The organism is Microbacterium sp. SMR1 (genome assembly GCF_003289625.1).
Lineage (GTDB): Bacteria > Actinomycetota > Actinomycetes > Actinomycetales > Microbacteriaceae > Microbacterium > Microbacterium plantarum.
This window is the reverse complement of record NZ_QMBN01000001.1, coordinates 75,324-87,523: the sequence shown is the minus strand read 5'-3', so window position 1 is coordinate 87,523 and position 12,200 is coordinate 75,324. Positions and strand designations below refer to the sequence as shown.

General features: G+C 71.0%; 12 protein-coding genes. 5 read left to right on the top strand and 7 right to left on the bottom strand.

The genetic code is table 11. From position 1 onward, the window contains the following. Nucleotides 1–2: 2 nt before the first annotated feature. Together DO944_RS00435 and DO944_RS00430 are read left to right on the top strand one after the other, a co-directional pair. Nucleotides 3–779 carry a siderophore-interacting protein gene (locus tag DO944_RS00435; RefSeq protein ID WP_112613655.1) on the top strand — a complete coding sequence of 259 codons (777 nt, stop codon included), beginning with the start codon at nt 3–5 and terminating at the stop codon, nt 777–779. Nucleotides 780–840: 61 nt separating this feature from the next. Continuing rightward, entirely contained in the window at nt 841–1,476 is a 636-nt protein-coding gene (locus tag DO944_RS00430) for an NADPH-dependent F420 reductase (RefSeq protein ID WP_112613653.1), read from the top strand. Between the two features lie 40 nt (nt 1,477–1,516). On the opposite strand, the gene DO944_RS00425 is transcribed toward DO944_RS00430, so the two are convergent. Both DO944_RS00425 and DO944_RS00420 read right to left on the bottom strand, forming a co-directional pair. Further along, entirely contained in the window at nt 1,517–2,014 is a 498-nt protein-coding gene (locus DO944_RS00425) for a DUF427 domain-containing protein (RefSeq protein WP_112615023.1), read from the bottom strand. Between the two features lie 10 nt (nt 2,015–2,024). Continuing rightward, nucleotides 2,025–2,429 (bottom strand): DUF3054 domain-containing protein, encoded by a 405-nt coding sequence (locus tag DO944_RS00420; RefSeq protein WP_112613651.1) that lies wholly within the window; start codon nt 2,427–2,429, stop codon nt 2,025–2,027. 55 nt (nt 2,430–2,484) lie between these two features. On the opposite strand from DO944_RS00420, the gene DO944_RS00415 reads away from it, so the two are divergent. The 3 genes from DO944_RS00415 to DO944_RS00405 all read left to right on the top strand — a co-directional run bounded on the left by DO944_RS00415 (nt 2,485) and on the right by DO944_RS00405 (nt 6,787). Next, on the top strand, nt 2,485–3,102 hold the full coding sequence (locus tag DO944_RS00415) for a Type 1 glutamine amidotransferase-like domain-containing protein (protein ID WP_112615021.1): 618 nt from the start codon (nt 2,485–2,487) through the stop codon (nt 3,100–3,102). Nucleotides 3,103–3,199: 97 nt separating this feature from the next. Continuing rightward, entirely contained in the window at nt 3,200–4,915 is a 1,716-nt protein-coding gene (locus DO944_RS00410; protein WP_112613649.1) for an AMP-binding protein, read from the top strand. Nucleotides 4,916–5,023: 108 nt separating this feature from the next. After that, nucleotides 5,024–6,787: a thiamine pyrophosphate-dependent enzyme gene (locus DO944_RS00405; RefSeq protein ID WP_112613647.1), complete on the top strand. Its 1,764-nt coding sequence runs from the start codon at nt 5,024–5,026 to the stop codon at nt 6,785–6,787. 124 nt (nt 6,788–6,911) lie between these two features. On the opposite strand, the gene DO944_RS15600 is transcribed toward DO944_RS00405, so the two are convergent. The 5 genes from DO944_RS15600 to DO944_RS00380 form a co-directional block, all read right to left on the bottom strand. Continuing rightward, entirely contained in the window at nt 6,912–8,039 is a 1,128-nt protein-coding gene (locus DO944_RS15600; protein WP_181574111.1) for a hypothetical protein, read from the bottom strand. A gap of 90 nt (nt 8,040–8,129) precedes the next feature. Beyond that, nucleotides 8,130–8,684, bottom strand: coding sequence for an NYN domain-containing protein (locus tag DO944_RS00395; protein WP_112613643.1), 555 nt, complete (start codon nt 8,682–8,684; stop codon nt 8,130–8,132). Between the two features lie 47 nt (nt 8,685–8,731). Then, nucleotides 8,732–9,916: a sorbosone dehydrogenase family protein gene (locus DO944_RS00390; protein ID WP_112613641.1), complete on the bottom strand. Its 1,185-nt coding sequence runs from the start codon at nt 9,914–9,916 to the stop codon at nt 8,732–8,734. A 9-nt stretch (nt 9,917–9,925) separates the two neighbouring features. Then, nucleotides 9,926–11,323, bottom strand: coding sequence for a serine hydrolase (locus DO944_RS00385; protein ID WP_181574110.1), 1,398 nt, complete (start codon nt 11,321–11,323; stop codon nt 9,926–9,928). Nucleotides 11,324–11,475: 152 nt separating this feature from the next. Continuing rightward, the gene (locus tag DO944_RS00380) at nt 11,476–12,189 is read right to left on the bottom strand and encodes a CoA pyrophosphatase (protein WP_112613637.1); all 714 of its coding nucleotides are present in this window, start codon (nt 12,187–12,189) and stop codon (nt 11,476–11,478) included. Between the last annotated feature and the right edge of the window lie 11 nt (nt 12,190–12,200).

Here is a 12,200-nt window from a genome sequence, read left to right as displayed (position 1 = left end):
AGGTGGCCCTCTCCTCTCGCACCGCTCCCCGTACCCCGCGCCCGAGCATCGAGCTCGAGGTGGTCGGAACCGAACGCCTCTCGGCGCACCTGGTGCGCGTGACCCTCGGCGGCGAGGGCTTCGCTGCGTTCCAGAACCGGCCCGAGACCGATAAGTACGTCAAGCTGAAATTCACGACCCCCGCGCCCGAGTCGGCGCCGGTCACTCGGACGTACACGGTCCGTCGGGTGGATGCCGTCGCCGGCACGCTCTCGATCGACTTCGTCGTCCACGGCGACGAGGGCCTCGCCGGACCGTGGGCGGCGCGCGCGCAGGTGGGCGACCGGATCGAGCTGATGGGACCGGGCGGCGGCTACGCCCCGGATGCCGCGGCCGACTTCCACCTCTTCGCCGGTGATCTGTCGGCCGCTCCGGCCATCGCGGCGACGCTCGAGGCCCTGCCGTCGGATGCGGTCGGACACGCGTTCATCGAGGTGGAGTCCGACGACGCGGTCCTCGCCCTCGAGGCGCCCGCCGGGGTAGAGGTTGAGTGGATCGTCGACCCCACCCACGATCCCGAGGCTCTCGCCGCCGTCGTGCGGCAGTACGACTGGCCGGCGGGCGACGTGCAGGTCTTCGCCCACGGCGAGCGCGAGTCGATGAAGGCTCTGCGACGCGTGCTCTTCGACGAGCACGGGCTCGAGCGCGCCCGCGTCTCGCTCTCGGGATACTGGGCACGCGGGCGCACCGAGGACCGCTTCCAGGCGGAGAAGCGCGAGCCCATCGGCCAGATCCTCTGACCAACCCGGTCTCTACAAACGTGCGGGAATGCCGGGGCCGGTTCCAACGGTTCACCTCCCCATGACCACTGTGGGAATCATCGGAGCAGGACACATCGGAAAAGCTCTCGCCGAGGGGCTCATCGCACGCGGCTACGACGTCGTGATCGCCAACTCGCGCGGGCCGGAGACGCTCAACGATCTCGTCGCGAAGCTCGGCGACCGTGCACGGGCGGCGACCGCCCAGGATGCGGCAGAGGCGGCCGATTGGGCCGTCGTCACGGTGCCGCTCAAGGCGCTCGAGGACATCCCCGCCGAACCACTGGCGGGCAAGATCGTGCTCGACACGAACAACTACTACTGGGAGCGCGACGGCCGCATCGCCGAGCTCGAGGAGAAGCGCACCACGACCTCCGAGATGGCCCAGCGGCGCTTCGCCGAGTCGAAGGTCGTGAAGGCGTTCAACCACATCCCCGCCGCCGACATCAACACCGGGGGCTCCCCCGCCGGCACCCCCGACCGTCGAGCGCTCGCGACCGCGAGCGACCACCCGGATGCCGTCGCGCACGTCACCGCGCTCTACGACGAGTTCGGCTTCGACACCGTCGACATCGGTCCGCTCGCCGAGAGCTGGCGCGTCGAGCGCGACCAGCCCGCCTACGTCGTCCGGCAGAACGCCGACGAGCTGCGCGCCAACCTCGCCCGCGCCCAGCGCTGAACGAAGCGCGGCTACGCCTCCGCGGGCCGGTTCGAGCGGATCACCATCCCATCGAGCCCGGGATCCCCTTGAACGGGCCCGCGAGGTTCGACGTCACCCAGCCGCCGTAGAAGCCGCCGGGCTGAGGCACGACGACCTCGCCGTCGACCGTGCACCGGTCCATCCCGCCCGCGTAGACGGCGACGCGGCCGACGAGCTCCTCATAACCCGGCGACGGGTTCGGGTAGCCCCACGCGGCGCGCTCGCGTACCGCCGTGCCGCGCACGACGTCGAAGTACTCGGCTGCGCCCTTGAACTCGCAGTACGAGCTGCCTGCCGCCGGGACCAGCGAGCCGGGCACGAACGCTGCGGCCGGCAGGTAGTACACGGGCGGATGGCTCGTCTCGAGCACCCGCACCACGTCGTCGGTGTCGACGATCGTGACAGCGGCGAAGTCGATCGTCACGCGCGAGTGAACGCGTTCGAGGCGGGGCGGACGGGGATAGTCCCAGACGGACTCCTGTCCGGGACCGACAGGATCGGGAGTGGGTCGGCGCATGCCCGACAGGTTACGCGCGGCGAGCGACATCCCGGCTGCGAGACCGCTCACCGCGGCGCGAGCGCAGCGAACGGATGCCGCGGGCGACGAGGCGCCATCCGACCAGAAGCGCGAGCAGCGTCAGCGTCGCGATGATCACGAACGGCAGCGCCGTCCCCTGACCCGACACGGCGCGAAGCAGCATCCCGCCGACGATAGTGACCGCCCACACGACGAGACCCGTCGGCACGATCCCGGTCGGCGATCGCCATGCCCGCACGGCCACCCACGCCACCAGCAGGCCGGCGAGGAACGGCCACGAGGTCTGCCAGAGGCCTGCGAGCACATCGGAGTCATGGCTCGCCCGGCCGGTCGCCGCGAACGCCACCACGAGGACGGCATCGAGCAGGAAGGCGAGGACGGACGCACGGAGCATGTCCCCATCCTCTCCCGCCACAGCGGTGTCGGCCGCCCTCGATAGCGTGGCAGGCGTGCGACTGCTCCTCCTCTCCCTGCATCCCGGCGCGCTGAGCTCGTTCCTCGACGGCAGTGACCGTCCGGGCCCGATCGTGTACATCGACGACGCGCAGGCGGCGTTCCGCGATGCGCCCTTCGTCGCCGCCGAACGCGAGGCGGTGAGCTCGTGCGGCCGCGACGTGATCGATGCGACGCTGCTAGACGCCGCGCCCGAGGACGCGGACCGTCTGCTCTCGCGCGCGGGGGCGGTGTACGTCGCCGGCGGAAGCACCTTCGCTCTGCTCGAAGCCCTGCGGATCTCCGGCAACGACGACGTCCTCGTCGACCACGTCCGGCGTGGGCTCCCGTACATCGGACTCAGCGCCGGATCGATCGTGGCGGGACCGGATGTGACGCCCGCATCGCTCATGGATGATCCTGCCGACGGTCCCGCGCTCGAGAACCACGAAGGGCTCGGCCTGATCGACGTCACGCCGATCCCCCACGCCGACGGAGCACTGCCGCCCTACCCGCCCGAGCTGATCCGCCGCACCATCGACACCTATGGATCGGACTTCGCGCTCCTCCCGCTGCGCGACGATCAGGCGCTGCTGGTCGAGGACGGCAGCGCCACGGTGATCGCCTCGCACTGAACCCGCGCATCCCATGCTTCGCCCAGCATCCGCTCCTTCCTAGACTCGGAAGGCGTCCGCCGCGCCTGCTCCGGACGAGAGAACAGATCCGAGGCCCATGTCTTCTCCCGATGCGACGGCGGCGACGGCCGCATTCCGCGCCGCCCGCGACTTCCTGCTCGACAACGCGCACTCCCCCGAGGCAGCCCACGCCGGGTTCAGCTGGCCCGACGTCGGCGACCACTTCAACTGGGCCGTCGACTGGTTCGACGCCATCGCCTCGGGCAACGACCGCATCGCCCTGCACGTCGTCGACGAGGACGGCAGCGAGACGCGGGTCACGTACGACGAGATGCGTCGTCGCTCCAACCGCGTCGCCAACTGGCTCACGGGCCTGGGCGTCGGGCACGGCGATGCCGTCATGCTCATGCTCGGCAACCGTGTCGAGCTGTGGGAGGCGATGCTGGCGATCCTCAAGATCGGTGCCGTCATCCTGCCGACCTCCGTCGTGCTGGGCGCCGACGACCTCCTCGAGCGCGTCGACCGCGCCGACATCCGCGCCGTCCTCGCCGACCCGGTCGACGCTGCCAAGTTCGACGGGATCGCGGGCGGCTTCGAGCGCATCGTCGTGGGTGGCGAGCGTCCGGGATGGCACTCGTTCGCGGACGCGGCCGACGCCGACGACGCGGCACCCGGTGTCGTCGTGGCCTCCGACGATCCGGCCATCGTCTACTTCACCTCCGGCACCACGTCGCGACCCAAGATGGTCGTGCACACGCACGTGAGCTATCCGGTGGGTCACCTGTCGACGACGTACTGGATCGGCGTCCGTCCCGGCGACATCCACATGACGATCAGCGCCCCCGGCTGGGGCAAGCACGCGTGGAGTCTGTTCTTCGCGCCGTGGATCGCCGAGGCGACGATCTTCGTCTACAACTACTCCCGCTTCGACGCCGCACGCCTGGTCGATCAGCTCGACCGCAACGACGTGAACACCTTCTGCGCCCCGCCGACGGTCTGGCGCATGCTGATCCAGGCCGACCTCGAGAAGCGCCCCCGCGCGCTGCGCGAGCTTCTCTCGGCCGGCGAGCCCCTCAACCCCGAGGTGATCGACACGATCCAGCGCTGGTGGGGACTGCAGATCCGAGACGGCTACGGGCAGACCGAGCTGACGGCGGTCATCGGCAACACCCCGGGAGTCGCCGTCAAGCCCGGCGCGATGGGACGCCCGCTCCCGGGCAACGACATCGTGCTGATCGACCCGCTCACCGGACGCATCGGAGATGAGGGCGAGATCTGCCTGCCGACCGCGCCGACCCGTCCGCTCAACCTCATGCCCGGCTACCTCGGCGAGCCCGAGCGCACCGCCCGGGTCGACCACGACGGCTACTACCACACGAGCGATGTCGCCGTCCGCGACGCCGACGGACAGCTCACGTTCGTCGGACGCACCGACGATGTCTTCAAGGCCAGCGACTTCAAGGTCTCGCCCTTCGAGGTGGAGTCGATCCTGTTGACGCACCCCGCGGTGGCCGAGGCGGGCGTCGTCGGGGCGCCCGACGCCGTACGGCTCAACATCGTGAAGGCGTACGTGGCGCTCGCGGCATCCTGGGAGGAATCCGCCGAGACCGCGCGGGCGATCCTCGGGCACGCCCGCGAGCATATGCCTCCGTACATGCGGGTGCGCCGCGTGGAGTTCTTCGAGTTGCCGAAGACGATCTCGGGCAAGATCCGCCGGGTCGAGCTGCGCGAGCGCGAGGTGGCCGCGGCGGATGCCGGCGAGCGTGTGACGACCGAGTGGCGCGAGTCGGACTTCCCCGACCTCAAGGGCTGAGGCGCGGGTCGCCTGCCGCTCAGGCGAGCCATTCGCAACCCCTGGCACGCGCACAGGCGGCGGGAGAAGACTGAGGGTGTCCCGACAGCCTCAGCAGAAGGAGCCCCCGTGCCGCAGAACGTCGCCGAACAGATCGTCGCCCAGCTGATGGATGCGGGGGTGAAGCGGATCTACGGCATCGTCGGCGACTCGCTCAACCCGATCGTCGACGCGGTGCGACGAACCGGAGGCGCGGCGGAGGGCGGGATCGACTGGATCCACGTCCGCCACGAGGAGGCCGCCGCGTTCGCCGCCGCTGCTGACGCCGAGCTCACCGGCGAGCTGGCGGTGTGCGCGGGCAGCTGCGGTCCCGGCAACCTGCACCTGATCAACGGACTGTTCGACGCGCAGCGATCGGGTGTGCCGGTGCTCGCGATCGCCAGCCACATCCCGAGCCTGCAGATCGGGTCGGGGTACTTCCAGGAGACGCATCCCGAGCGCCTCTTCACCGAGTGCAGCGACTACTGCGAGATGATCCTGACGCCGGAGCAGTCGCCGCGCGTCGTGAACTCCGCGATCCGTCACTCCACCGCGGGGTCTTCTGTCTCGGTGATCGTGCTGCCCGGTGACCTCGCCGAGTTGCACTCGACCGGCGAGTTCCCGCCATTCGTCGCCGCTCGCCCCGGTCGCATCGCGCCGGACGAGCGTAGCGTCGCCGACCTCGCGGCCGCCATCGACAAGGCCGAGAAGATCGCGATCTTCGCGGGCGAGGGCGTACGCGACGCCCGCGAGGAGGTCATCGCGTTCGCCGAGCACCTGCAGGCACCGATGGGGCACTCGCTGCGCGGCAAGCAGTGGATCCAGTACGACAACCGATTCGACGTGGGCATGTCGGGTCTGCTCGGCTACGGCGCCATCGACCACGCGATGCACGAGGTCGATCTCCTCCTCATGGTGGGCACCGACTTCCCCTACGACCAGTTCCTCCCCGACGGCGCGAAGACCGTCATCGCGCAGATCGACGTCGATGCACAGCGGCTCGGACGTCGAGCGGGCGTGACGCATCCCATCCACGGCGATGTCGGCCTCACCCTCGCGGCCCTGCGCGCACGGACCGCTGCGAAGACCGACGACACGTTCCTCGAGCACACGCTCAAGCGGTATCGGAAGGCGATGAAGGACTCGGTGGCGGCGTACACCGACTCGGATGCGCAGCCGATCCATCCCGAGCGCGCCATGTCGGTCATCGACCGGGTCGCGGCATCCGACGCCGTCTTCACCGCCGACACCGGCATGGGCAACGTCTGGCAGGCCCGCTATGTCACTCCCGGGCCCGAGCGCCGTCTGCTGGCGTCGTGGCGGCATGGGTCGATGGCCAACGCCCTCCCCCATGCCTTCGGAGCGCAGATGGCGTATCCCGACCGGCAGGTCATCGCGATCGCGGGCGACGGCGGACTCTCCATGCTCCTCGGTGAGCTGATCACCGTCGCCGCCTACGACCTGCCGCTGAACGTCTTCGTCTTCAACAACTCGACGCTCGGGATGGTCAAGGCCGAGATGCTCGTCGCCGGCTTCCCCGACTTCGGCGTCGACGTGCCGATGGTGGACTTCGCCGCCGTCGGGCGCGCGCTCGGGTTCCACGCGCAGCGCGTGACCGACCCGGCAGACCTCGAGGTCGCCGCCTCCGCCGCCGTCGCGCACCGCGGTCCGTCCATCGTCGACATCGTCACCGACCCCGATGCCCTCTCGATGCCGGCGTCGATCACCGCCGAGCAGGTCGCGGGCTTCGGGATGTCGATGGCGAAGATGGTGCTCGGCGCGAAGGACTCCGGCGGCATCGGCGCGGTGCTCGAGACGGCGAAGTCGAACATCAAGCACATCCGCAGCCTCTGACCCCCGCCGGCCCGCCCCGCCCCGCCCGTGTCCGCCGATACATTCGTCGGAGGCGCGGGGCTAGTGTCGTCTCGCCGCTTCCGCGAGACGACACCAGCCCCGCCGGTCCGACGGGTGTATCGCCTCAGGCGAGGTCGGCGGGCAGCGGGAAGCGCAGCACAGCGGCCACGGGCGCGCCGTCGGGCAGATCGGTGCTGCGGACGGCCCGCACCCGACCGCCCGAGCCCAGGACGCGCGCGGCGATCTCGTCGAGGATCGCGTAGGCGCTCGGCCCGGCGTCGGGCGCGCGGGTGATGTGCCCGGCCTCGTCGATGACGCCCTCCTGCTCGAAGCCCAGGTCGAACAGCAGCTCGTCGACGGCGGCGGTGCTCGCGGCGACGGCGGCCTCGCGGACGGATGAGGTCGCGAGCCCCTGCGCCCGGAGCGAGCCGAAGCGCTCACGCCACTGCGCGAGCTCATCCTGCTCGTGGGCGTCGAGGATGTCGCGCGCCGCCTGTTCGAGATCGGCGCTCGACAGCGAGTCCGGGTGCGCGTCGATGCCGCGCTCCAGCAGCAGGCGGTGGGTGTTGACCGCGCGGTAGGCCGGCTCGAGGTCCTGGGATGCGGCGAGGATCAGCGGAACGTCGGCGGGAACGACGCGCACGACGGCGTCCTGGATGATTCGGCTGAACTTCTCGCGCTCGATGCGGTCACCCGTCGTCCCCTGCGGCCTCGGCATGTCGCGCTGGCCTTCGGTCGTGGTGTGCTCGAGCGCGGCCCACAGGTCGTCGGGAAGCTCGAGTCGACGCTCGGTGAGCCCCAGATCGGGCCCGAGTTCGCTGAGGCGGCCGCCCTCGCGCGACACCTGGACGACGAAGGCTCGACGCGGGAACGACACGGCGCGCAGCAGCTGACCGGCGTCGAAGCGGTCGCCGACCGATGCGCGCGCCTCGAGGCGGCTCGGCAGACGGAACGCCTCGACGCGGCCCGGGGATGCGAGCACCACCGTCGAACGCGACTGGCTCTGCCAGAACTCCTCGTCGTCGAGCAGCGCGCGCAGCGATGCGAGCACCGCGTCACGATCGGCGTCGTCGACCTCGGCCTCGGCCAGTTGTCGGGCCGCCTCGTCGATGCCCTCGCGCAGCTGGAGCTGCGCGTGACGCCGATCCGCGGGGATCGGCGACGACGGGGCCACGATCGTCACGCTCGCGGGGTGGCGGGCGCCGATGAGGTCGAGCAGGGATGCGGTCTCAGGAAGATCGGATGCCAACATCGCCTCAGGCTAGGCAGACGACCGCGCTCGGCGTCGAGGGGTTGCATCCAGCCGTGGATGCCGTTAGGTCGTGAACCCGGCGAGACCCGATCAGGCGAGGAACTCCCACGGGTCGAAGGTCTCGATAGGGATGACGCGCACGCGCGGCAGCGGGGCATCGAACGCGTGCACGTCGTACTCGAGGTCGAAGAACTCGACGCCGGGGATGGCCGTCAGCTCGCTGCTGCGGAACTCGGAGAACGCGAGCACCCCCACGCGTCGGTCGGGCCCGGTCAGGGCGGCCACCTCGCCGACGAAGTCACGGTCGTGACTGACGAGCACGACGTCATCGGTCCGTTCCTTCAGCGCCGCGAGCGTGCGCTGGATGGCGATGTCGACGACCTTCTCGTCAGCGTCGCCCGACAGGGGAACCGGCTTGTAGCCGAGGGCCAGCAGAGCCTGCACGAACGACATCGGGAGGTGGTTGCTGGCGTTGAGGAAGAACAGACCGCGCGCCGGCTGCTTCCACTGCTCGTCGACGAACTGCAGCAGCCGGTCCCAGCGGGGGCGCTCGTCCGGCAGCGGGCGACGGCCGAGGATCGACTGACCGAGCGTCGCGTCGATGTTCTCGCCGTCCACGAGCAGCCACGTCACGCGTTCGGTCATGAGGTCCCCTGTCTGCGGATGTCCTCTGAGAACGCTATCAAGCCGGTTCAGCCCTCGGGCGCGAGCGTGACCCGCGCCAGCCGGTCATCACCGGCCGCCGCGTTCCCGCGGCCGTCGGTGTTGTTCGTGAGCAGCCAGAGTTCGTCGCCCGCGACGACGGCATCGCGGACGCGGCCGAGCTCACCCGGCCAGAGCGCGACCGGCTCGCCGACGAGAGCGCCCGCGTCGACGTCGATCTCCCAGACGCGTTCGCCGCGCAGGCCCGCGACGAAGAGCGTGTTGCCGCGCGCCGCGACGCCGCTCGGGCTCGCCTCCTCGGGTGTCCAGGTGATCAGGGGCGCGATGAAGCGCTCGTCGTCCGAGGCTCCTTCCACGACGGGCCAACCGTAATTGCCCCCCGCCTCGATGCGGTTGAGCTCGTCGAAACGGTCCTGCCCGAACTCGCTCGCCCACAGGATGCCGTCCTGGGTCCACGCGAGACCCTGCACGTTGCGGTGTCCGAGGGAGTACACCTCCGACCCGAGAGGGTTGCCCGGGGCGGGCTCTCCCTCCGGCGTCAGCCGCAGGATCTTCCCCGCCAGCGAAGCGGGGTCCTGCGCGGCGTCGGGCTCTCCCGCATCTCCCGTGGCGACGTAGAGCATGCCGTCCGGCCCGAAGGCGATGCGCCCGCCGTTGTGAACGCGGTCGCGCGGAATGCCGTCGATGACGACCTCCACACCGCCGAGCCGGCGGTCGCCGGCCTCACCCTCCAGCTGCATTCGCACGACGCGATTGTCGTCAGCCGTCGTCAGGTAGGCATAGAGCAGCGCATCGTCCTCGCCCTCGCCCTCGCGGACCGCGATGCCGAGAAGACCACCCTCGCCGACCGCGGCGGTGAGGTCGATCTCGCCGACGACGCGCGCGAGCCCGTCCGCGTCGACCTCAAGGACAGCACCGTCGTCGCGCTGGCTCACCAGCTGCGTCCCGTCATCGAGGACGACGACCGACCACGGCACCTCCAACTGGGTGACGACGTCGATCGGACTGCCGGTCGGGCGCCACCAGCCGGGCGAGGCATCGACCGGCGCGGTCGACGTCTCGTCGGGAGTGGGCGTCGCCTCGTGGTCCGGAGGCCGCCGGTCGGCCACGCCGGTGCATGCGGACACCAGCAGCGTCGAGGCGAGCAGGGCGCCGGCCACGGCCGCCGGTCGAGACCGGCGAGCAGGGATGCCGGTTCCCGTCGAGCGCGTCATCGTTCCAGGCTACGGGCCGGTGAGGATCGCGGCTGCGTCCTGCGCCCATCCGAGCGCCACGGCAGGGCTCGCGAGCGTGGTGGCGTCGTCGGCGCGCGCGAGCACCGTGATGACGACCGGCGCGGCGCCCTCGCGTTCGAGGTACCACGATCCGGCGAGCACCCCGACCGAGCTGCCGCCCTTGAACGCGACGAACGTCCACTCGTCCCCGAACGCGAGACCGGGATTGGCCGACAGGATGTCGCGGACCGGCGCTCCCGCCTCGGTTCGCGCCCGCTCCTGCAGCGCCTCGTGCGCCGCGGCCAGATCGTCGGGGGTCGCGAACCAGTCGGCGCCGTCGCGCCACCCCGGAGTCGCCGCGGATGCGGCGGAGAGATCGGGCACGCCCGCGGGGAGCCGCTCGATGACGGAGCGACGCGCCTCGGGATCGTCACCCGCTCCACCCCACAGTGCGCGGAGGTCGGGGTCGCCGAACAGGAGCCAGAAGAGCTCGCGCGTGGTGAGGAACGGCGTGTTCGCGCCCGGGTCTGCATGCCCCATCGAGACCATCGCCGATTCGACGGCATCGCGCCCGACGGCACGGATGAGCATGTCGGTCGCGGTGTTGTCGCTGATCGCGATCATCTTCTCCGCGGCCTCGCGCACGGTCACCTTCGTGCCGTCGGGACGGTCCTGCAGCTCGCCGCTGGGGAGGCTCCGCACTTCGGCGTCGACGACCAGCTCGTCATCCCAGGTGAGCCGGCCGGCCGCGACGGCGTCGACGACGGCTCCGAGCACCCACAGCTTGAAGACGGATCCGATGGGTCCGGCCGCCTGATCGCCGCCCTCGTAGAGCACCTCGCCGTCGACCTCGCGGACCTGAACGCCGACCGTGAAGGCGGCCTCGTCGATCTGTTGCGTGAGCTCATCCCACGAGGCCGCGGGAGTCCGCTCGGGCTGCGGCGGGGCGAAGAGGAGCATCGCGATGCGGGCGTCGGGGGTCACCGAGATCGACATGTCGTACGTCACCTGCTCGGACTCGATGGTCACGCGGGCCTGGGTCTCGACGCCGTCGTACGCCACGGCCGTCCACGGGGCCGCGGCCTGCATCTGCGTGAACACCTTCTGCAGTTCGGCGGGTGCCAGCTGCTCGAGCGCTGCGTCATCGAAGTGCGTCTCGATGTCGTCGGCGTCGGTGGTCTCATCGCCGTTGATCTCGTCCATCACCCAGCGGACCTGCTCGCCGACCGGCGTGGCGGGAATCTCCACCGAAGCGGGAGACGAGGCCGATGCGTCGTCGGGTGCGGGGTCGGCCGCGCAGCCCACGAGGACTGCGGCGGTCGCGGCCGCGACGGCCACGGCAGCCGAGCGACGTCTGGGGGCACGGGCGAACGAACGGCTCGAAGGGGTATCGATGGGGGAACTCACGCATCCAGCTTGGCGTCGCGCGCCTTCGGCCACCTCCCCCCACAGGAGGAGATCGCACCGGCGTTCACGCTCGCCGCGGCATTCGCCGGCTTCGAGGATCCGACGGTGCCGTTCATCGCCAGTCTGTTCCTCGACGCTCGCCACCGGCGCCATCACTGCGGCGGGAGCGGCAGCTCTCGGTCGAGATCCCAGTCCTCGGTCCACCCGAGTTCGGTGAACAGGCCGTCCAGCAGCATCGCCGTGAAACCCCAGACGAGGAACTCTCCGGCATCCTGACGCACGACGAAGCCCGGCCCCCGCCATTCGGCGCCGTCGCGGCGCAGCACCGTGACACCGCGGTTCGCCGGCGCGAGCAGGTCGGCCACCGGCGCTCGGAACACCGCCGCCGACTCCGCGACGTCGACGACGCGAACGGGTGACGGCCGGCGCCACCAGGCGAGCACGGGCGTGACGAGGTGGCGGGAGTACTCCAGTGGCAGCGGCGGAAGCGGGCCGAGCACTTCCACCCCGGCGGTGTCGAGGCCCGTCTCCTCCCGCGCCTCGCGCAGCGCCGCGGCGACGACGTCCTCGTCACCGGGATCCACCCGTCCGCCCGGCAGCCCCACCTGTCCCGGGTGCGACCGGAGCGTGGCCGCGCGGGCGAGCAGCAGGACATCGAGATCACGCGAGAGAGCGGCTTCGGGCGCGCGATCGCTCGGACGGTCGTCGAGGATGCCGAAGAGTACGAGCACGGCGGCGGCACGGGTGCCCGGCGCGGCCTCGGACCCATCGAGCAGCCCGCCCCCGGCGAACCCGGGCCATGCGGCGCGCGCCGCGAGCGCGGCGAGCTGTTCGCGCGCACCGGTTGCGGGCGTCTCGAGGGGCATGACCTCAGGCT

Excerpts from the sequence above, each read along its gene's own strand:
- DO944_RS00430 (WP_112613653.1), top strand. The coding sequence starts at position 841 with ATGACCACTGTGGGAATCATCGGAGCAGGACACATCGGAAAAGCTCTC.
- DO944_RS00425 (WP_112615023.1), bottom strand. The coding sequence starts at position 2,014 with ATGCGCCGACCCACTCCCGATCCTGTCGGTCCCGGACAGGAGTCCGTC.
- DO944_RS00420 (WP_112613651.1), bottom strand. The coding sequence starts at position 2,429 with ATGCTCCGTGCGTCCGTCCTCGCCTTCCTGCTCGATGCCGTCCTCGTG.
- DO944_RS00410 (WP_112613649.1), top strand. The coding sequence starts at position 3,200 with ATGTCTTCTCCCGATGCGACGGCGGCGACGGCCGCATTCCGCGCCGCC.
- DO944_RS15600 (WP_181574111.1), bottom strand. The coding sequence starts at position 8,039 with ATGTTGGCATCCGATCTTCCTGAGACCGCATCCCTGCTCGACCTCATC.
- DO944_RS00395 (WP_112613643.1), bottom strand. The coding sequence starts at position 8,684 with ATGACCGAACGCGTGACGTGGCTGCTCGTGGACGGCGAGAACATCGAC.
- DO944_RS00390 (WP_112613641.1), bottom strand. The coding sequence starts at position 9,916 with ATGACGCGCTCGACGGGAACCGGCATCCCTGCTCGCCGGTCTCGACCG.
- DO944_RS00380 (WP_112613637.1), bottom strand. The coding sequence starts at position 12,189 with ATGCCCCTCGAGACGCCCGCAACCGGTGCGCGCGAACAGCTCGCCGCG.